Below are 18,580 nucleotides of genomic sequence, written 5' to 3'. Positions count from 1 at the left end.
ATGGAACCCGCGCGGCGCGCCGGGTTGCCCCGCAAGCGCTTCCGGAGGGACGCTCCCGCCGACCTCCTGCGCCGCCGCCGGGTCCCCGGCCGCGGCGGACCCGTGTCGGACGCCCGCCACCTCTCGATCCATGAGGGATCCGCCGTGACCTCCGCCGCCCTGCCCGTCGTCTCCCCCGGCGACCTGCTCCGCCCCCGCACCCGCGCCGCCGTCGTGGTGATCCTGGGGCTGCTCGTCGCGCTCGGCCCGTTCACCACCGACCTGTACCTGCCGGCGTTCCCCGCCGTGCAGGCCGCGTTCGGCACCACCGACGTCGCGATCCAGCTGACGCTCTCGGCGACCGTGCTCGGCTTCGCGCTCGGCCAGCTGCTCGTCGGCCCCTGGAGCGACCGCATCGGCCGGCGCATCCCCCTGCTCGCGACCGCGAGCCTCCACGTCGTCAGCTGCCTGGCGGCCGCGTTCGCGCCCGACGTCACCGTGCTCGCGGCGCTCCGGCTGCTGCAGGGCATCGGCGCCGCGGGCGGCGGCGTGGTGGCCGCGGCGATGATCCGCGACCTCTTCCACGGGCACCGGCTCGTGCGCATGCTCGCGAACATGGGCCTCGTCATCGGGGCGGCGCCGGTGCTCGCGCCGCTCGTCGGCTCCCAGCTGCTGCACGTGCTCGACTGGCGCGGGCTCTTCGTCGCGCTCGCGCTGTACGGCGCCGCGGCTCTCGCGCTCGCCGCCTTCGCGATCGGCGAGACCCGCTCCCGCGTGGAGCACGGCGCCGAGCGGATGAGCGCCCGCGAGCGGTTCGGCCGGGTGCTTTCCGACCGCGTCTTCGTGGGCGCCGCGGTCGTCGGCGGCATGCAGTTCGCCGGGATCTTCTCCTACCTGTCGATCTCGCCGTTCCTGCTGCAGCAGGTCTACGGCCTGGACCCGCAGCAGTACGGCTTCGTGTTCGCCGTCAACTCGGTGGGGCTGATCATCGGCGCGCAGACCTCCGCCCGGATCATGCGGCGGGTCGGCCCGCAGTGGATCCTGCTCGGCACCGTCAGCGCCCAGCTCTGCGCGGCGGTCGCGCTGCTGACGATGCCGGGCCACAGCGCGCCGCTGCCGGTGCTGATCGTGCCGCTGTTCGTCTTCATGACCGCCTGCGGCTTCGCCTTCCCGTGCGTGCAGGTGCTCGGGCTGATCCACCACGGCGAGGAGGCCGGCACCGCCGCGAGCCTGCTCGGCGTCGGCAACTTCGGCCTCGCGGCGATCGTCAGCCCGCTCGTCGGCGTGATCGGCTCGCAGTCGGCGTCGTCGATCGGCATCATCGCCGTCGTCGGCGGCACGCTCGCCATGACGGCGCTCTGGGTCCTCATCCGACCGCGGACGGTGCCGCCGATCGCCTGATGGACTCGGAGTCGGCGGGAGGGTCGGGACGTCGGCGTCCTCGGCACCCGGCTCAGCGGCGCTCCGGCGCGCTGCCGCTCGATGCGAGCCGGCTGAGGGTGTTGGCGACCGCGGCGGGGTCCTCCGGTCGGTCGACGGTGATCGCGACCGCGGTGCCGTTGCGGCGCTTGACGACGATGCCCGGGCCTCTGCGTGCGACGTAGGCGATGCCGGCGCCGGAGACGCGGTAGCCCCAGCCGCCCCAGCGCGCCGGCTCGATCGTGTCGGTGACGACCTCGGCGATGTCGCTCAGGCGCACCCGGATCAGCGGGACCCGGAGCAGCGCGGAGCGGAGCCGGACCCCTCGCCGATCGACGGTGAGGCGCACGGGCTCGAGCAGCAGGGCCGCGAGCGTGGCGAGCAGCAGGACGACCGCGCTGATCACGACCGCGGGCTCGCGGCTGATCACCGCCGCGGCCAGCATCGCGGCGAAGAGCAGCGCCACGACCGACACGACGACCGCGAGGACGGGGCTGCCGGTCGTCCCCGACCACGCCAGCCGGTCGCCCGAGCCGGCGGGGAGCGCCGGAACCGTCGCCGCTTCGGTCTCCTGCACCGGGGTGGCTGGCAGGAGGAGGTAGACGCAGACCGCGAGCGCCGCGGGGATCAGCATGATCGCGAGCCGGGCGCCGAGCGCGGCGCGCTGCACGTCGGCCGCATCGGCCGTGGCCCACGCGGCCGCGATCCAGGCGCAGGCGGTGAGGCCCGCCGCCAGGCTCGCAACCGCGGGCCAGACGCGGGACCCCCGACCGCGCGCGACGGCCACCACGCCGACCAGCCCGCCCACCCCGAGGACGGTCGTGATCGCCGCGGAGGTCCAGAACATCGGCTCGGTCGAGGTGAATCCGTCCGGGCGAACCGCGGTCCCCGACCAGTGCGACGCCGTCACCGCGCCCAGCCGGGGCTTCAGCACCACACCGGCGAGCACGATCGCGGCCAGGGGCGCGCCTGCGAGCAGGAGCGCGACCGACGCCTTCAGCGCGCGCATCAGCCGATGCCCTTCACCAGCGTCGACAGCTCGCCCGGCTTGATCCCGAGACGCCCGGCGTCCTCGACGAGCGCGGCGACGGACTCGAGCAGCGTCCGCATCGCCGGCACGTCCCCGCCGACCACGACCGCTCCGCGACCGCGCCGCAGATCGATCACGCCCGCTTCGCGCAGCGAGTCGTACGCGCGAAGGACGGTGTGCATGTTGACCCCGAGCGACTCGGCCAGGTCCTTCGCCGACGGCAGCCGTTCGCCCCGGACGATGTCGCCCCTCGCCGCCCCGATGCGCACCTGCGCGACGATCTGCTCGGCGAACGTCGCAGCCGAGCCCTCCACGAGATGGATGAGCATAGTTTGCATGCTATGCGAACTATAGATCGGCGGCAAGCCCGGATGGCGCGGGCGCGACGACCCGCTCGGACGGCGGAGGCGTCGCCGGTTCCCGAGGGGCTCATCCGCCCGCGCCCCGTGCCGCCGATCGCCCTATCCGCAGGGTCGACCCGTGCGCACCGGTGGAGGGTCCGGCTGGTGCTGCTCGGTTCCGGCGAGCGGCAGGCCCATCAGTCCAGGCGGGCGTCGACCTTGGGCACGTCGTTGCAGTGGCTGCCGCGGGCCTGCTGCACGCGAGGGTCCGAGGGCTTCAGGTTCGACCAGCGCACCTCGGTGCTGCCCTTGCCGCCCTGCCGCTTCGCGGTCCTGCCGTCCGCGCTGACATCGATGACGGTCCGCACGATGTCGTAGTTGCCGTTGCTGCGCTTCCGCGCGGTCGCGCGCTCGAGCAGGACACCGCCGTTCTGGTCGTTGCACGCGACGCCGGTGGCGCCCTTCGCCCGGGCTCCGATCTTCATCACGTACGCGCCGCCGCCGACGTGCTGCGGCTGGATCAGCCGGCAGCCGCGGAAGGCGTAGAGGGTGGCGGTCTCGGTGTCGTCGATGACCGCCACGAACCCCATCCCGTCGGTGCCGGAGAACCAGCCGCCGTGCACGTTCATCCCCGTCATCCGGTCCCGGACCTTGATCACCCCGCCGGCAGCGGTGTGGATGCCGTAGTCGTAGTGCCCGTCGGCGTCGCTCGTGCCGGGGATTGCCGCGTAGAAGGCGGTGTCGTCCTTCCCGTCGTGATCGACGTCGCCGATGTCCACCGTCCGAGCGTGCTTCGGCACGGTCCCCTTGTTGGTGCACCCCTGCGCCGCCGCCGGAGCGGCTGCGGACCCCGGCGCCGCCCAGGCCGGCGCCGCCAGCCCCGTGACCAGCAGCAGCGCCGCCCCGCACGCCCCGACCGTCGTACGCATGCCTCGACCCATGGCGCCATCCCCTCCGTCGGCGGCCGATCCGGACGATCCGGCCGTTCACTGAGGGAGTGTTCGGAAGGCGTCGTTCGGTTCCCTGCGCGCACCCGTGTCGGCAGCCGCCGTGGTTGCGAGGTCCGTCGTGTCGGGTCTCTGGACGGTCAGCTGCCGTCGAGCGAGGCGCGGGCGAGGGTCGCGGCCCAGCGGACGCCGGGGTCGGCGGTGATGTCGACGAAGAAGGGCTCGTCGGGTGCTCCGACGCTCGTGCGCAGGTGGTGGGTGAGGGTGCTGGTGCACTCGAAGCGGTAGTCGGTGTCGCGGAGGGTGACGGTGACGCGTCCGGTCCCTTGGCAGTCGAGGGCGATGTGGACGCCGCTGCTCTTGAACAGGTTCGGGTCGTGCCGGACGGGGCCGTCGGCGCTGTTGTAGCTCGCAGCGGCGGTGCCGGGGCTGCTGGGCTGGGCGAGGCGACCGGTATCGGCGGTGCGGTAGTCCGTGACGGAGCGGGCGATCGCGGTGGCCTCGTCGAGGGTCCACTGCCGCTTCGGACTGTTGGACAGCTGCACGGTGATCGTCTGCTCCCGGTTCGGGGTCCACACGACCTGGGTGGTGCCGTACTCCTTCCCGCCGGTGGCGTAGACGGTGGCGGGGCTGCCGTGGATCTGCCGCTGCCGGACGGTGCGGCCGTAGGGGCCGACGTCGCTGGAGGGGCGCGGCTGCTGGACCTGCAGCGTCAGGGCGCGGCCGTCCGGGTAGGTCCAGCGGCGCTGCACGGGCCCGTCGCCCCAGCCGGGCTGCAGCACTGCCCTGGCCGGAGCGCCGGGCGGGACGGGGATGTCGGGGTAGTCGGTGCCGACCAGCAGCGTCGCCGCCTTGCCCGTGTGGGCGTCCACCAGCCGGCGGTCGCCGAGGGGTGACTCGAGGCGGACCGGGTGCGGGGACGGCACGTAGCCGATGGCCGCGCAGGCGAGGTTCTGCGGCCGGGGCTGCTGGTAGCCGGCGACGAGCACGCGCACGGTCTCGGCGGTCTCCTCGACGTGGAAGCGCAGCACCGCCGGCCCGCACGCGCTGCCGCCCTCGTCCGTGGAGCCGGTGGCGAACACCTGGAGCGTGCGGCTGGACCGCGCCGGGATCGAGGCGACGGTCCACCGCTGCGGTTCCGCGTACGGCACCGTCTTCCCCTCCACCTGGACCGACTCGGGCAGATCGTCCGGAGCGCTTCCCGCGACCGCTGCAGGGACGGCCGAGCAGCCGGTCGACGCCAGGAGCACGATCGCCGCTGCGGCGACGACCCGACCGATCCGCTGCGCTCGCATGGCTGGAAGTGTCCGCTGGACCACGAGCACTCTCAAGAAGGCAGACCGGGACGGCGAGGTCGACCGCGGCGACGGCGCTTCTGTACGGTCGGGCCGTGGCCGCCCCCTCTCCAGCCGAGTCCGGGCGCGGGCCTGCCCGGTCATCGACGTCAGAGCAGAAGGCGGCGCTGCGGCACCACGGGCCGCACATGACCGCGGTAGCGGGACGAGGTCGCGCAGCTGCGAGACCCGGTGCGTCAGGAGCCGCGGGATGACGACTGAGCCGGCCCCCACCGACGACGCGATCTCGAGCCTGCAGCAGCGCCTCCGCCGTGCGCGTCGGGGCGCGGTGGTCGGAGCAGCGGTGGGGCTGCTCGTGGCGGTGACGCTCGGGCTCCTCCTCGCCGGCTCGGACGAGTCGCCGCTGCTCTGGTCCGCGGTGCTCCTCGTCCCGGCAGTGCTACTCGGCGCCGTGATCGGGCACGCGGTGGCGGGTGGTCGACTGCTGAAGGTCGTCTCCGATGCGGCGGGCTACGACATCGCCGCGGAGCGCATCAAGCGCGCTGTCGCCGGCGCACCCGAGGAGCTGACAGCCGGCGAGCGGGCACGCGCGCTCCGCTACGCGGAGCTCGCCGCGTCGGCGCTGCCGGCCGTCGGGCAGCGGTGGGTCCTGCTCGCGGCCGCGCTCGGTCTCGGGCAGGGGGTGCGCCTGATCGTCTTCATCGCGGCAGGCGCACGAGTTCCCGACCTGGTCGCCGGCGTACTCGGCGTGCTCGCCGCCGCCTGCTTCGCGATCCTGGCGCCGCAGCACTTCCGCGCCGCTCGGCAGGCGGCCCGCTACCTCGCCGACCACTCGGCGCAGGAGGAGCGGCTCGGCTGATTCCACTCGAGCCCGGCCCGGTCCAATCGAGCCTTCCCCGCCGACGAGCACAGGCGGTGGAGACGCCGCCGCTGACCAGCTTGCGACCCGGTCAGGTCGCCTCGGTCGCCGCGTCGGCAGGTGCAGGTCGCAGGGCGAGTGCGCGGTAGACCGAGGCACGGCTGATGCCGAGGTCGCCGACGATCTGCTTGACGGAGTAGCCCGCCGCGTGGAGGGCGTGGATGTGGCGGACCTGCTTGTCCGCCAGCGCCGTCTTCGGCCGGCCCGCCGGCTTGCCTGCCGCGAGGCGGGCGGCGCGGGCCTCGGCGACGCGCTCGAGCATCTGCCGCCGCTCCCACTGCGCCATCACCAGCATGATCTGCCGGATCAACTCGCCCGTGGTGCCCTGCAGGTCCTCCCCCGGCTTGGCGCTGCGGACCCGGACGCCGCGCAGTTCGAGCTCCTCCATCGCCTGCAACGTCGCCAGGGTGGAGCGGCCGAGCCGGTCGAGGCCGTCGACCCACACCTCGTCGTTAGCGCGGACGTGCGACAGCAGGCTCAGCCAGCCGGGCCGGTTCATCGTCCGGCCCGACATCGCGTCCTCGAAGATCCGTTCCTCCGGGATCCCGAGATCGTGCAAGGCCTTGGTCTGACGTTCATAGGACTGCTGCAGGCTCGACTTCCGCCGATAGCCCCAGGTGATTGATGGCGAGGTGGGTCCCTCATGGGTAGTAGTCATCGCGCACCGTCTCAGCACTGACTTCGTAGCGCTACAGCTGCACCCCGGTTGTGCGACAGCTTCCGAGAATCACGTCGCGCTTCGCTGTCTCAGACGGCCAGCAGCGAGACAGCCCGTGTATGTCTCGTCTGCCTACTTCTGCGACTGCGCGACAGAAGCGCGTAACTCCTCGGCCAGGGCTCGGCGCCGCTGCTCGAGAGAGGTCCGCGCCTGATCGTCTTCCTGCTGCGCCCGATCACGCCCAAGAGCTCCAGCGCCAGCGCCACTGCCGTGCAACCCCCATCGAACTGACTCTCGGACCCGATCGTCGAGCTCGTTCAACTGCCGATCGATGTCCTTGATCTCGTTCGCCATCGCAGCCTGCTCGCTGCTTAGTCGGACCTCAACCACGTCAACCTCCTGCGCAGCAGTCTCAACTGCCTGCATGCGAGACGTCGCTAAAGCAGGTCCCGCGAAAGCAGCGTCACGCCCAGTTGGGTGCGTCGAGCAGCAGGGTCCAGCGGCGCACGTTCGCCCACTTCTGCAGGAAACCAGCCTCAGACATCGACGAGGCATCTGCCTTCATCAGCTTCAGCAGTCGCCTCCCGCGAAACACCGGCACCTCGCCGCGCAGGAGCTCCTCGCTAGTTCCTCGACGCAGGACCACGATCTCGTGCATCGGAATGAGCTCTGCGAACGGTACCGAGGTCGCCACCGAAAGGGCCACGGAGATCAGCACCAGCACCGTGCTGAGCAGCCAGACGAGGACACGACCCACACCCCGGCCCTCGTCGAAGCGAGACACCAGGCGGACCTCAAGAGTGTCGAAAGCCACCACGTCGGTCACCGGAGCACCATCTCAGCCTTCATCCCCGATGGCTGTAACTGTTGCGTCTCAGCTGCCTGCACGTGAGACGACAGGGTGCCTAACGGAGGCGCGGCGCAGGTTGACGCCGCTGCGAGAGCGCAGTGAAACTTCGAGGGAGTGAGCTCCTCTAGAAAGTAGGCCTCGCGACTCCGAACGAGATCCTCGCCACCACCAGCTTCGGCGGCTTCTTGGCGGTGGTTTCGATCGGCCTCATCTGGCTTCAGCGCGCCAGGCGCGTACACCCGGAATCCACGAAGCGGTCAAGCCTCACGTTCTATGCCCTGATCACGGCATGCGTGTTCCTCAACATGGGCGTTGCGACCTGGATCCTCATGCACTAACCCCTGGACGTCTTCGTGAGAAGCCGGGGCGCCGAGTGACGCCGGATCGCCACGCTCGGGGACCGAGTCCTGGTCTATGACCGGTTGCCTTCCGGCGCGGATTGACAGCGACCGCAGAGACGTCTCAAGTGCCTGCCCGTGAGACATCTCGACTAGCCAGGAGTGGGCTGAGTGGCTATGCGCCGCTCTTGATCGAGGTTCCTGCGCTGTTGCGTACGAGTAGCAGTGCGGCGATGGCCCCGATGGGCATGGTGAGTAGGACCAGCAGGACCCACGTAACCCGAGCCGCACTGCTCAACTCACGGGACCTGAGGACTCTCATCAGCGCGACAACGATGACCAAGACGATGCACGCAGCGATCGCCCACCAGGCCAACTCGTACCCCAGCGGATAGATCGGACCCAGCGAGGTCTCCCCTCCGGCCGGTGCACTCCTCAGCATTGCGCGAGTATCACGCAACCATTCACCTAGTACAACGCCCGCCACCAGCAGTCGGCTCGTCTCGGCACCCTGGTCGTGCGACTCGATCTTGGGTCCAACTCGGCGCAAGAGTCGCATCGACGGCGCCATCGGAGGCGGAGTACGTGCGGCTTGTAGCGTCCACCCGTGGCCGCAAGCACGAGGGACTTCCGGGTGACGACCGATCTGCACGAGATCGATCTCGACACCGTGCACCGATGGTTGTCGACCGACGCGTTCTGGGCACTCGGCCGATCAAGACAGACCGTGCAGCAGGCAGCCGAAGCATCGATGAACTTCGGCGTCCTCGACCGCGAGCGGAAGCTCGTCGGGTACGCCCGCGTCGTGACCGACAGTGCAACCTTCGCCTGGCTCTGCGACGTCTACGTCTCCCCAGGAGCCCGCGGCAAGGGCCTGGGCTTGTTCCTCGCCACGGCAGTCGTCGAGACCCTCCGCCCGCTGGAACTCAATCGCGTGCTGCTGTCCACACTCGACGCCCACGGCCTCTACGAACGCGTCGGCTTCACCGAATTCCCCGACCCCCAGAAGCTCATGATCCTCGCCCCGCCCAAACCAAAAACATGGGACGCCTGACGGCCGTCTCAGATGCCTGCTGGAGAGACGCAGACCGCCCGAGGGTCAAGAGATCGAGTGCCACGGGGAGAGCAGCTTCCAGTTCTGTGCGTCGAACCAGAAGTAGCTCCCGAGCCCAGGCTGATCGAGCGAGCGACTGATCGGCACTGCCGCAAGACTCGCCATGAGAAGGCCTCCAACCCCACCGTGCGCAACGAACGCGATCGCGCGATCGTCGCTCTCGCCCTGGTGACGGCGCACCGCCGCTTCGACGCGAGACTGGGCGTCGACAGCGCGTTCCCAGCCCCGTACCGAGAGCTCTGGGTGCGCGAAGAACGCGTCGGCGGTTTGCTCGAACTCTGCTGGCGGCAAGTAGCCGGTCGCGCTCCTGTCCATCTCCCCGAGGGCGTGGTCGACGACCCTCGGCAGACCTCGTGCCGCCGCCAGCAAATCCGCGGTCTCGACTGCTTTGCGCTCACCACTGCTGACCACGAGCTCGACCCCGGAACCGACCTGGTCGGGAAGCCGAGTTGCGCGGTCCTTGCCGACAGACGACAGCCCCCATTCCACGACAGGCACTCCGGGATCGATGAGCACCTCGGGGTGGGTGATGAAGATGCACGCCACGCGCTGAAGCTACCGAGCAAGCCTGCGCTACGTCGAAGCTCCACCCGTCTCTTTCACCTGCTGCCGGGACGAACCGGGGACGCCTACCCTCTGGCCGTGAGCGAGGCGTACGCGAGTGCAGCTGGAGCGGAGTTAGCCGAGACCGAGCGACTCTCATTGAGCGCGCCTCGGCTTGGCGACGTCCGCGCACTGCACGAGATCCTCCAGGACCCTGCGGTCTGGCAGCACTACCCGAGCCTCCGGCACACCTCCATCGACCAGACGCAGGCCGCTGTCTCCCGCTGGATCGACCAGTGGGAGCGCGAGGGGCTCGGCACCTGGGTGGTTCGCCTGCGCGGTGCGGGAGCCGTTGTCGGGTACGGCGGCTGCAGCGTGCTGCACGACGCCGTATGGAACCTCGGCTACCGGTTCGCGGCCAGCGCGCAGGGCAACGGATACGCCACCGAGCTGGCCAGGGTCGCCCTCACCCATGCACAAACGCACCGACCCAACTTACCCGTCGTCGCCTACCTGCTCGAGCACAACCTCGCCTCGAGCAACGTCGCTCGGAAGGTCGGCCTGTCGCTGGTGCACCGCGGACCCGATCAGGGCAACCCGGACCCCGCAGCGGTACGGCTCATCTACGCCGACCGGCCACTCTCGCGGCTGCAGCTCGACGCCGCATCCCACTGAGCACCCGCTCACCGCACCTCTCACCGAGGTACGCGGCGTCCCGTTCACTCCCCCTGCCTGCGACCCGTCCCACGCCCCTGCTCTGGAGACGCGGCTCGTCACGCGTCGAGGGCTCCGGCGCAGCGCAGCGGTGAACGGGTCGATAGACCGAAGGGATTGCATTGCGCTTCTCTATATAGGTAGCGTGCGGACGTGGAGTCGTTATCTCGGATGACCGCCGCGACGGCGGAGGTGCTGCGGGCCCTGGTCGACGAGGAGGCCGGCGGCGTGTGGGGACTGCAGGTGGTCAAGCGCACCGGACGCCCGGCCGGAAGCGTGTACCCAATCCTGGAGCGGCTCGAGAGCGCCGGTTGGGTGACGTCCGAGTGGGAGACGGAGACCGCCCGCCGCGGCCCGCGCCGCCGCCTCTATGAGCTGACTGCCGACGGTCGTGCCGCGGCGAGAGAAGCCGTCGCCGCATGGAGCGCGCGATCTGCGTCGCCTCGGAAGCCTCTCCGATCTCGCGCAGCGGCAGAGGTCGTCGCGTGAGCCTCGACCTCCCGCTGCGACTCCTGGCACTTCTGCTGCCGCGGCTCGTCCGCCTGCGGTACCTGGAGGAGTGGCGCGCGGACCTGGTCGGTGCGAGTCAGCTGGGGCTGCCGCGTCGTGACGTCGTGCTGGGCGCGTTCTCCTTGGTCGTCCGCATCGATCGCGACCGGCCTGAGCACAGCGGTGAGCCGCGAGGCGCGCTGCCTCGTCGCCTCGCTCGCCGTGGTGGCGGCCTGCTGGTGGCTGCTGCTGGCGTGCTGGCAGGGCTCTACTTGACCGGCGGGAACCTTCCCGACCCGGGCGTGGCGCCGAGCGCGGCACCGCTGTTCCTGATCGCGAGTCGAGGGCTCGCGATCCTCGCCCTCGCGGCAGGCGCTTGCGCCGTGCTCTTCCTCCTCGGGGCGGGGATCGCCGCCCGCACCTGGCTCACCCGCGGCTCGCTCCTGGCGCTCATCACGGGGCCGGCGCTGGTCGCGGCGGGCTTCGCCGATCCTGCCGGCAGGCCTGTCGCGCCGCTAATCGGTCTCATGGTCCTCCTCGCGGGGCTGATTGGCGGGGCTGTCGTCGCTGCAGGGTCACCTGCGCTGCAGCTGCAGCCTCGGACAGCCAGCCGTGCTCGGCGCGTGCCCGTCGCCGTCGGAGGGATGACGCTGCTGCTCGCCGTCGTCGCGCTCGGCGGGGTCGACGCTCTGATCTGGAACCCGCAGTCGAAGGTGCCCGGCCAGACCGTGCAGGCGATCTATGCCGGCATGATTGAGCGGGACGGCTTCGATATCGCCATGCACTTCAGCTCGATCGCCATCTGGGCAGTCCTCTGGACGGCGGCGGGCGTTGCCGTCTTGGTCGGCGCCTGCCGACGGTCGGCCGCGGCACTCACCCCGCGCCGCATCGCGATCCTCATGCTCGGTCTCACCAGCGCCGCGGTGTTCTTCCGCTTCTTCGCGAGCTTCGGAATCGGCATGTCCATCGCCGACTCCTTCAACACCGGTGGTGGCGACGGCTCCGCCATGTCCGCCGTCCTAGCTTTCATCGGGCAACTGACGCTGGCAGGCTCGGCGATCGCCCTCGGCTGGGTGCCCCGCCCGATCCGCGGACCCGGGACGCTATCGACCTCGTGACACGGTGCTGTCGAAGCACCCCACGAGGACGCAACGCAACGGGGTGCCAACGAGACCACAGCAGCCTCCAGGGCGTCCCAGTGCGCTGGTACCGGCCACCGCACTCCGAAGACAGCCCGATCGGCCCGGTGCTGCTCTGGCTGCACGGCGGCGGCTTCTTCAGGGGCAGCCTCGATCAACCCGAGGCGCACGCGGTCGCCGAGTCACTAGCGCAGAACGGAGTGACCGTCGTCACAGCCGACTACCGCCTGTGCCCACCTCCGGGTATGCCGTGGGCCCCTGCCCGCAAGGGACGTGCACGAGGGAGGTATCCGCTCCCCCTCGACGATGTCATGACCGCTTACCACGAGCTCAGATCCCGCTCATCGCGCGGTGTGCTCCTCGGCGGTGCGAGCGCAGGCGCCTGCCTCGCCGCCGCCGCCACGCTCCGTGCGAGCGACGAAGGGGCGCACGCCGCTGGCACGGTGCTCGCCTACGGCTTCTTCCATGCCGTCCATCCGCGGCGAACCGACTCGCGCGCCAGGTCTCGCGGGCTCCGTCGACTAAGCCATGCGACCTGGGCGCTCGACCTTGCGAACCGCAACTACGCCGGCCCAGGCCACATGCTCGCCGACCGGCTGGCATTTCCCGGGGGACACCGAATCGACGGCTTCTCCCGCACGCTGGTCGTGAACGCAGAGCACGACAACATGCGCGTGTCCGGCGACCAGTTCGCCGACGAGCTCGGCGCCATCGGAGTCAATCTGCAGCACCACGTGCTCGCCGGAACCCGCCACGCCTTCCTCAACTCGCCCGACACTCAACCGTTCCGCGACGCCATCGCGCTCATTGCCGCGTGGAGCTTCGGCACGACGACCCGGCCCGTCTAACGACGTTCAGACAGGATGCACGTGCCGACCGCCGCGTCAGGGGCGAGGCGTCTCGCTCCCCTACCGCTGAGACAACACTTCGGCTGGGCCATCTGTCGGCCGCCAGAGACCCACTGCGCGCACGTTGGCACTCCTTTTCAAGGACGCGACTGCGCCAGCCGGACCAACGCCACGAGCACCACGACACCGCTGGCTATCGCGAAGAACAAGGAGAGCGGCACTGGGAGCACTCGTCCTGACGCGGACAGCAACACAGCTGCCACGAGGACGATTCCGTTGAGAGCCGCAAGCGTCAGCCAATAGCGGGTCGTCCTCACAGCGCCATCCTTCCGCTCCGGTACAGAGAATGCTGACTCTCCAGGCGATCACGATGGACGCAATCAAGCAAGGTCTCACCGACCTGCTCCTGAGAGGGTCAGCTTGGTGTCCTCAACCCTCGAGGCCTATTTGCGGAAGGATCAACTCGTGGGCCCAATGAGTGAAGATCGCTGGATAGAAGCCGAGCAGCGCATCTCACGGCAGATCTCGCCGGAACGTCGCCGTGCGAACCGCCGGTCCTGGCTGCTCCTGATCGGTGCCGCGGCCGCCTACGGCGTGGTCGTGGGACTGGTCCGATACTTCACCGACGGCGGGAACAGTTCGGCGCCTGACTCAGCAGCGCCTTTGCCTCCAGCGTTCTGGGTCGGGATCGCTCTGGCAAGCGCGGGCGCGCTGATGATCCTGATCGGTTCGGTCTTCGCGTTCGTCACCAAGCGGCTCCTGCCGACATGGGAGCGCGTCGACGGCGCTTTGAATGGGCGCGAGAGGCGCTCGGCGCGACGGCAGATCCGAGGATCTGAACCGATCGTCGAGCAGCATCAAGCGGTCGTCGCAGCGATCGCCGAGCAGGATCTCCACGCGGCTCGAGCACTCGTCCCCTGCTACCTCGGGGCGGCACTCATGGCAGCGGGTCTGGCACTAACGCTCGACCTACCCGAGACCACAGCAGGAATCGCCGGTCTGCTGGTCCTGCTCGCAGCCGTCGCCGTCTGGCAATACGGCGTCACAGTGCCCGCCAGCCGTAGATACCTCACCCGTGAACGAGCGAGGTGAGGCCGTCTCACCGACCTGCTGCACGCGACACGACGTCGCTCGTCAGTGGTCGTCTGCAGCAGCGGAGCGCGGCTCCCGCTTCCGAGCGTCGCGAATGCCTCCAGCGACAGCCCTGCGAATGACGAAGTACAGGGCCAGCAGTCCGAGCGCCACCGCGATCACTGGAACGACGAGCGCGACTACCCATCCGAAGGCGTAGGCATCCGGGAACAGGGGACCGACGGAGGTCATAGCCGGAATGTACTCATCGGGCACCGCCTCGGACAGGTCCCACTCTCCCCCGCCTGAGACGCGTCACTCCTCCGCGGGAAGACGAGCACTCCGGCTTCCATTCATCCAAGGCTCCGGGCTGTGAAGAGGAACAAGCCGAATCCGATGAGCATCACGATCACGGCGAACCACTGCACGACCGCTGGTAACGGACGCTTCTGCCGCTGTCGCCGCAGCATCCAGCTGATCATGAGGAAGCCGATTGCGGCGACGCCTCCCTCGACCAGGAGGTAGATGACTACCTCTGCCGTCCTGCTGGTCACTCCTCACCTCCCGACGAAGTTTCGCGGCCGTCTCCATCGGCTGCACGTGAGACCAGACTCTTGGCTGGCGCCCATACGATCCAGTCTCGAATTTGGGAGGCGCGGATGGGGCACCTCAAGGACGTGCACTGCTACCCGTACTCGGGTTGGTTCGACATCCCGTGGGGACTTCCCAAGCCCTTGGAGCAGGACCCGACGACAGACGAGCTCGACATCGATGCAGCGGCACGTTCCTCACGCCGGGTCACCGAAGCGATCAGTGCCGAGATCTCGAGCAGCAACCTTCCGGCACCCCGATCAAGCCATCGCATCATGCTCGACGTCTACGACGGCCCCGACATATCCGTCACTGCGTTCGATCAGCGGACTTACGACTTTGGGCGTCTGCAGATCCCGCGCGGCTTCCGACACTTCAACCCGGACACGCGGGCGGAGCTCCTCGCGGACGCCGTGACACAGCACCTTTCCGACCTCGCGACCCTCCGCGACTGGGATCACAGTGTCCTGAGCGCGGCAGTTCGGCGAGCCCGCGACTCCGGGTGGGCCGCCACCTTCGTTGGCTCATGGAAACGAACACCCGATCGTCACAGCCGAGTACGTCTCTTCGGGCAGATCCACGACGACGGCTATGCCAGGTGGCGAATTGGCGTGAGTGACCTCCACACCGAAACTCACCTCACCGAGTCCGACGAAGCCCGAGGCTGGACATGGCTCAAGAACCTGAAGCGCTCGGCCGCCGGGGCACGCTTCCTCGACGACCACCGACTCGAGGTCCCATCAGGCTCGATGTTCCTGACCGAGACACAGGTCGTCGACATCCGCTCCGGCACCGTCACTGCTGATTACGAGGTCCCACCGCTGTCCTATCCCGGCGATGCCACGCTCGAGCCCCCACGACCCGCGATCCACTCCACCATCGAGTAGCCACCCCATCCGCAAGACGAACACAGGTACGCAGCGCGTCCCAATTGCCCTGCTCGCGAGACGTCTCCCCTCTCTCCTCACAAGACAGAGCCCTGTCTGGTCGTACCGTTGGGTCATGTCGAGGAAGAGAGCGATCGCAATCTTCCTCGCCGGCCCAGGCTTCACGTTGCTCGTCGCCCTGTTCACTGTGACAACGACCGAGAGCTCCACCGTCCGCATCGCGTCTACCGTGATCGTCGTCCTAGCTGCCGTCCTCATCGTCGTCGGCGCCCTCCTCATCCGTCGAGGCAGCATCAGTCGCTGAGGTGTCTCAACCGGCTGCCACCGAGCCCCCCGTGTGCAAGGTCGGGTTGGCGATGATCAAGCAGGATGTGCAGGTGCCTGGTGCCGTTGTGCTGCTCATGGGCCGATCGTTCTCGGGTAAGAGCACCGTTGCGGATGAGCTCGCTCAGGCGCTGGACGCACGCGTACTGGGCTATGACGCCATTAACGCTGAGCGAGGACTCCGCGGCGGCGATGGCATCCCCGTCGAGGATTGGCTGCGAACGAACACCGTCGCGCATAGTCGTGCGGCAGTGCTGCTCGACGCCGATCTGACGGTCGTCGTCGATGACACCTCCTCTCCTCGCTTCCTTCGCGACGAGTGGCGTCAGCTCGCAACGGACTCGCGGGCCCGCTTCGTGCTGGTCTTCATCGACGTCGCGACCGAGGTGATTCAGGAGCGGTTGCTCGCCAACCGCGGGGATGCCGCGCGACACGACGTGATCGACAGCGTCATGGCCGACCACCTCGACGCCTTCGACCCGCCCACTTCGGACGAGGCGCACCTGCACTTCGACGACACCGTGCACATCAACACGGTCGTCGCTGCAGTGCGCGCCGCACTCAGCCAATGACCGCAGTCCCCGCAGACGCAGTCCGGCTGGCCGGTCCCGCCTGCTGCAGGGACGAGGTCGGACCCGCGACGGGTGGGAGGAGGCCGGTCGCCGCGGCCATGGTGCGCGCGATGAGGAGGGAGGGATCGACGATTGTGCCGGCGACCACGAGCCTGTCGAGCTCCGCGACGGAGACGTGTGCCAATTCGACCTGTTCGGCTTCGTCAGCGGTCGCGGCTGTGCCGGGGCGAGTCGTGTCCACGAAGAAGAGGTGCACTGGCCAGGCGGCTCGACCAGGGTTGGGGAAGAAGGTGTGCAGTGGCGACATCGTCTGCGGGATGAGCCCCAGCTCCTCCTCGCACTCGCGTCGAGCGGCAGCCTCGGGCGCCTCTCCCACCTCGCCGGCTCCTCCGGGCAGGTCGAAGATCCATCGGTCGATCGGGTAGCGGTATTGGCGGGTCAACAGCAGCGCTTCGGTCGCCCGGTCCTGGAGCAGGACCGCGACGGCGAACGGGATCGACTCGTCCACCTCGAAGGAGTCGTGCGCGCCGGACGGCAGCCGGACCTCGTGGGACACGATCCGGACACGCCCCGAGTACACCGGTCGCCGCCCGACCGCTTGCCAGCGCGATCGGCCGCCGGAGTCGCACTCACTCATCCGCGAAGGGTCTCAGACGACGCCGGTCTCGCACCCCTGCTCCTGATACCGCTCGCGACCGCTCACACCGGTGAACTGGGACCCGACACAGCCGTACTCTGCGGGCCATGGCAAAGCGTCGCGTGCGAACCGTGGGCGAAATGCTCGACGTTGTAGCGCCGGCCCTGCGCGAGATCCTCTCCGTCGAGGAACTCGCAGCCACCAGCACGCGGGTTATTCGGCAGACAGCAGGGCACTCGATGCTGACCCTCGAGGATTGGCCGACGTTGACAGCCGACGACCAGTTGGACGACGAGACGCTGCTGGCCTTTCAGACGTTCGATGACCAAGGCGGCAGCTGGATGCAAGGCCGCGAGACCGCAACACAGATGTACAAGAGGTTCCGAAGCGAGCTGCAGGACTTCGTGGCGGAGAGCAAATTCGGCTGGGGGCAACTGCGTCCCTAGGCACTGATTGCGCGTTCGTCTCGAGCCCCTGCCTTGGAGACGTACTGCCTCGTCGCCCGATGCGGCCCTATCCGACGCTCGCGGCTACGAACATGACTCCTGCCATCACCAAGGCGAGCAGCGCGCTGGGCCAGTTGACGAGACGCCGAGGCCAACGCGCCACCTCAAGCCGCCGCTGTCGACGCAGCACCACGATCACGAGATCTAAGAGCCCGAACAGCGCGAACATCACTCCGAAGAGCACGAACGCACCACTCACAACGACTCCCCTCGCCCGACAAGCGCAACTCGTGTATCGATGGCCAGGGCGATTACCATCCGCATGGGTCGACCGCGAGAAGCCTCGCTCCCCTGCGGTTGAGTCGACCCACACCTCTTAAGAGATACATGGGCCATGTCCTCGGGCGACGTCTTCCGCCTCGTCTGTGCAGGGGGATTCACGATCTGCATGACAACGATGCTGATCTCAGCTCTTCGGTTCCACCGCCGAGCCCAGCCCCCACAGTCGTCCCCTCGAATGAGCAGGCCGACACTCTTTCTCGTGCTCAGCGGAGTCGGCGTCGTCATCGGACTGACACAAGTCGCACTCGCTCTCACGCTCTGAGATGCGGACGGCCTGAACTGCCTCCGGAGCGACGCCTCAATCTCCTGCTCCCGCGACGTCCCACGCCCCTGCTCGTGGGACGTTCCACTTCCCTGCCCGTGAGACCGGTGCTCGAAGGAGCAGCACTCGCCCAGCGCACACCCGTCCTGTTGACGGTGTCACACGGTGGTCGGTTCAAAGCGGCCCGAGCTAAGACGTTGCGTCGGCGCGGAGCCGGAGCAACGCGGTTCCAACCATTGCAACGACAGCCAGCCCTCCAAGCGCCGCCATCGCCCAACAGGACGCGAGCACCGCAGGCCACGAGCCGACCAGCGACGGCGGGACAAGCGCAGCAGCCTGCCCGTACAGGTCGCTGTAGATCGCTTTGATCAAGGCGAGACGACCACGGATGACCCACCAGGCGATGACACCGAACAGCAGGAGCGCAAGCGCCAGCAGCGCGAGCAGTCCAGAGGCCCCGTCTCCGCGCCACTGCCGGCGCACCCCCACCACCATGAGTACGAGCGCGACACCGACGAACGCGAAGCCCAGCACCGCGAGGACAGGGCTGAGCGGCGTCAGCGCCGACGTCACCGTCATCAGCGGAGCTGCCACCGGCGACTGGTCAACACACGCGCGCCCCGGCAGGCAGACCGGCAGATCCTGGACCCACGCCTGGCCGATCACTTCCGCAACCACACACCGACTCTGACTCCCGAGCCGACGCCCTCACATCCCCCTCAAGGCGGAAGTCGCAACGCCTCACTCCCCTGCACGTGAGACGCCTACGCCTATTGTTCGGTCCCGTTTGCCTAGATGTCCCAGATCGGTGCGGGGTAGGTGTGG

At 69.0% G+C, this 18,580-nt stretch carries 23 protein-coding genes; 12 read left to right on the top strand and 11 right to left on the bottom strand.

Going from position 1 to position 18,580, the window contains the following annotated elements:
• Positions 1–144 precede the first annotated feature (144 nt).
• Positions 145–1,380 carry a multidrug effflux MFS transporter gene (locus ACFSBI_RS09955; RefSeq protein ID WP_377934504.1) on the top strand — a complete coding sequence of 412 codons (1,236 nt, stop codon included), beginning with the start codon at positions 145–147 and terminating at the stop codon, positions 1,378–1,380.
• A gap of 52 nt (positions 1,381–1,432) precedes the next feature.
• Here the strand turns inward: ACFSBI_RS09955 and ACFSBI_RS09950 are convergent, their stop codons facing one another.
• The 4 genes from ACFSBI_RS09950 to ACFSBI_RS09935 form a co-directional block, all read right to left on the bottom strand.
• On the bottom strand, positions 1,433–2,407 hold the full coding sequence (locus ACFSBI_RS09950) for a hypothetical protein (RefSeq protein WP_377934502.1): 975 nt from the start codon (positions 2,405–2,407) through the stop codon (positions 1,433–1,435).
• Entirely contained in the window at positions 2,407–2,757 is a 351-nt protein-coding gene (locus ACFSBI_RS09945) for a GntR family transcriptional regulator (protein ID WP_377934500.1), read from the bottom strand. Before ACFSBI_RS09945 ends, ACFSBI_RS09950 begins: the two co-directional genes overlap by 1 nt.
• Before the next feature lie 209 nt (positions 2,758–2,966).
• A complete protein-coding gene (locus ACFSBI_RS09940; RefSeq protein ID WP_377934498.1) occupies positions 2,967–3,698 on the bottom strand; it encodes a hypothetical protein in 732 nt (243 codons plus the stop codon).
• A gap of 158 nt (positions 3,699–3,856) precedes the next feature.
• A complete protein-coding gene (locus tag ACFSBI_RS09935; protein ID WP_377934496.1) occupies positions 3,857–5,011 on the bottom strand; it encodes a hypothetical protein in 1,155 nt (384 codons plus the stop codon).
• Between the two features lie 250 nt (positions 5,012–5,261).
• On the opposite strand from ACFSBI_RS09935, the gene ACFSBI_RS09930 reads away from it, so the two are divergent.
• Positions 5,262–5,870: a hypothetical protein gene (locus ACFSBI_RS09930; protein WP_377934494.1), complete on the top strand. Its 609-nt coding sequence runs from the start codon at positions 5,262–5,264 to the stop codon at positions 5,868–5,870.
• 91 nt (positions 5,871–5,961) lie between these two features.
• On the opposite strand, the gene ACFSBI_RS09925 is transcribed toward ACFSBI_RS09930, so the two are convergent.
• The 3 genes from ACFSBI_RS09925 to ACFSBI_RS09915 form a co-directional block, all read right to left on the bottom strand.
• Positions 5,962–6,606 carry a recombinase family protein gene (locus tag ACFSBI_RS09925; RefSeq protein ID WP_377934492.1) on the bottom strand — a complete coding sequence of 215 codons (645 nt, stop codon included), beginning with the start codon at positions 6,604–6,606 and terminating at the stop codon, positions 5,962–5,964.
• A 114-nt stretch (positions 6,607–6,720) separates the two neighbouring features.
• Positions 6,721–6,942, bottom strand: a complete 222-nt coding sequence (locus ACFSBI_RS09920) for a hypothetical protein (protein WP_377934490.1) — start codon at positions 6,940–6,942, stop codon at positions 6,721–6,723.
• A 109-nt stretch (positions 6,943–7,051) separates the two neighbouring features.
• Complete coding sequence (locus ACFSBI_RS09915; RefSeq protein WP_377934488.1) at positions 7,052–7,414, bottom strand: hypothetical protein; 363 nt, start codon at positions 7,412–7,414, stop codon at positions 7,052–7,054.
• Positions 7,415–8,383: 969 nt separating this feature from the next.
• On the opposite strand from ACFSBI_RS09915, the gene ACFSBI_RS09910 reads away from it, so the two are divergent.
• Positions 8,384–8,830, top strand: a complete 447-nt coding sequence (locus ACFSBI_RS09910) for a GNAT family N-acetyltransferase (protein WP_377934486.1) — start codon at positions 8,384–8,386, stop codon at positions 8,828–8,830.
• 45 nt (positions 8,831–8,875) lie between these two features.
• Here the strand turns inward: ACFSBI_RS09910 and ACFSBI_RS09905 are convergent, their stop codons facing one another.
• Positions 8,876–9,436 carry a histidine phosphatase family protein gene (locus ACFSBI_RS09905; protein WP_377934484.1) on the bottom strand — a complete coding sequence of 187 codons (561 nt, stop codon included), beginning with the start codon at positions 9,434–9,436 and terminating at the stop codon, positions 8,876–8,878.
• A 156-nt stretch (positions 9,437–9,592) separates the two neighbouring features.
• On the opposite strand from ACFSBI_RS09905, the gene ACFSBI_RS09900 reads away from it, so the two are divergent.
• From ACFSBI_RS09900 to ACFSBI_RS09880, 5 genes are all read left to right on the top strand, one after another.
• Positions 9,593–10,108: a GNAT family N-acetyltransferase gene (locus tag ACFSBI_RS09900; protein WP_377934482.1), complete on the top strand. Its 516-nt coding sequence runs from the start codon at positions 9,593–9,595 to the stop codon at positions 10,106–10,108.
• A 210-nt stretch (positions 10,109–10,318) separates the two neighbouring features.
• Positions 10,319–10,636, top strand: coding sequence for a PadR family transcriptional regulator (locus ACFSBI_RS09895; RefSeq protein WP_377934480.1), 318 nt, complete (start codon positions 10,319–10,321; stop codon positions 10,634–10,636).
• Positions 10,567–11,754 carry a hypothetical protein gene (locus ACFSBI_RS09890; RefSeq protein WP_377934649.1) on the top strand — a complete coding sequence of 396 codons (1,188 nt, stop codon included), beginning with the start codon at positions 10,567–10,569 and terminating at the stop codon, positions 11,752–11,754. Before ACFSBI_RS09895 ends, ACFSBI_RS09890 begins: the two co-directional genes overlap by 70 nt.
• Positions 11,755–11,834: 80 nt before the next feature.
• Positions 11,835–12,623: an alpha/beta hydrolase gene (locus ACFSBI_RS09885; RefSeq protein WP_377934478.1), complete on the top strand. Its 789-nt coding sequence runs from the start codon at positions 11,835–11,837 to the stop codon at positions 12,621–12,623.
• A 423-nt stretch (positions 12,624–13,046) separates the two neighbouring features.
• Positions 13,047–13,715, top strand: coding sequence for a hypothetical protein (locus tag ACFSBI_RS09880; RefSeq protein WP_377934476.1), 669 nt, complete (start codon positions 13,047–13,049; stop codon positions 13,713–13,715).
• A 42-nt stretch (positions 13,716–13,757) separates the two neighbouring features.
• Here ACFSBI_RS09880 and ACFSBI_RS09875 read toward each other — a convergent pair whose 3' ends face one another.
• Positions 13,758–13,946, bottom strand: coding sequence for a hypothetical protein (locus ACFSBI_RS09875; RefSeq protein ID WP_377934474.1), 189 nt, complete (start codon positions 13,944–13,946; stop codon positions 13,758–13,760).
• 407 nt (positions 13,947–14,353) lie between these two features.
• On the opposite strand from ACFSBI_RS09875, the gene ACFSBI_RS09870 reads away from it, so the two are divergent.
• From ACFSBI_RS09870 to ACFSBI_RS09860, 3 genes are all read left to right on the top strand, one after another.
• Positions 14,354–15,172 carry a hypothetical protein gene (locus ACFSBI_RS09870; RefSeq protein WP_377934472.1) on the top strand — a complete coding sequence of 273 codons (819 nt, stop codon included), beginning with the start codon at positions 14,354–14,356 and terminating at the stop codon, positions 15,170–15,172.
• A 115-nt stretch (positions 15,173–15,287) separates the two neighbouring features.
• A complete protein-coding gene (locus ACFSBI_RS09865) occupies positions 15,288–15,476 on the top strand; it encodes a hypothetical protein (protein ID WP_377934470.1) in 189 nt (62 codons plus the stop codon).
• Between the two features lie 52 nt (positions 15,477–15,528).
• Complete coding sequence (locus ACFSBI_RS09860; protein WP_377934468.1) at positions 15,529–16,068, top strand: P-loop nucleotide/nucleoside kinase family protein; 540 nt, start codon at positions 15,529–15,531, stop codon at positions 16,066–16,068.
• Here ACFSBI_RS09860 and ACFSBI_RS09855 read toward each other — a convergent pair.
• Entirely contained in the window at positions 16,058–16,705 is a 648-nt protein-coding gene (locus tag ACFSBI_RS09855; protein ID WP_377934467.1) for an NUDIX hydrolase, read from the bottom strand. The two genes, ACFSBI_RS09860 and ACFSBI_RS09855, sit on opposite strands and share 11 nt — an antisense overlap.
• 131 nt (positions 16,706–16,836) lie before the next feature.
• Between ACFSBI_RS09855 and ACFSBI_RS09850 the strand changes: the two genes are divergently transcribed.
• Complete coding sequence (locus tag ACFSBI_RS09850) at positions 16,837–17,151, top strand: hypothetical protein (protein WP_377934465.1); 315 nt, start codon at positions 16,837–16,839, stop codon at positions 17,149–17,151.
• Between the two features lie 793 nt (positions 17,152–17,944).
• Here the strand turns inward: ACFSBI_RS09850 and ACFSBI_RS09845 are convergent.
• The gene (locus ACFSBI_RS09845; protein WP_377934463.1) at positions 17,945–18,433 is read right to left on the bottom strand and encodes a hypothetical protein; all 489 of its coding nucleotides are present in this window, start codon (positions 18,431–18,433) and stop codon (positions 17,945–17,947) included.
• Positions 18,434–18,580: the final 147 nt, after the last annotated feature.

It is taken from the genome of Amnibacterium endophyticum, assembly GCF_042680685.1.
Taxonomy (GTDB): Bacteria; Actinomycetota; Actinomycetes; order Actinomycetales; family Microbacteriaceae; genus Amnibacterium; species Amnibacterium endophyticum.
This window is presented reverse-complemented; position numbering and strand designations above follow the sequence as displayed.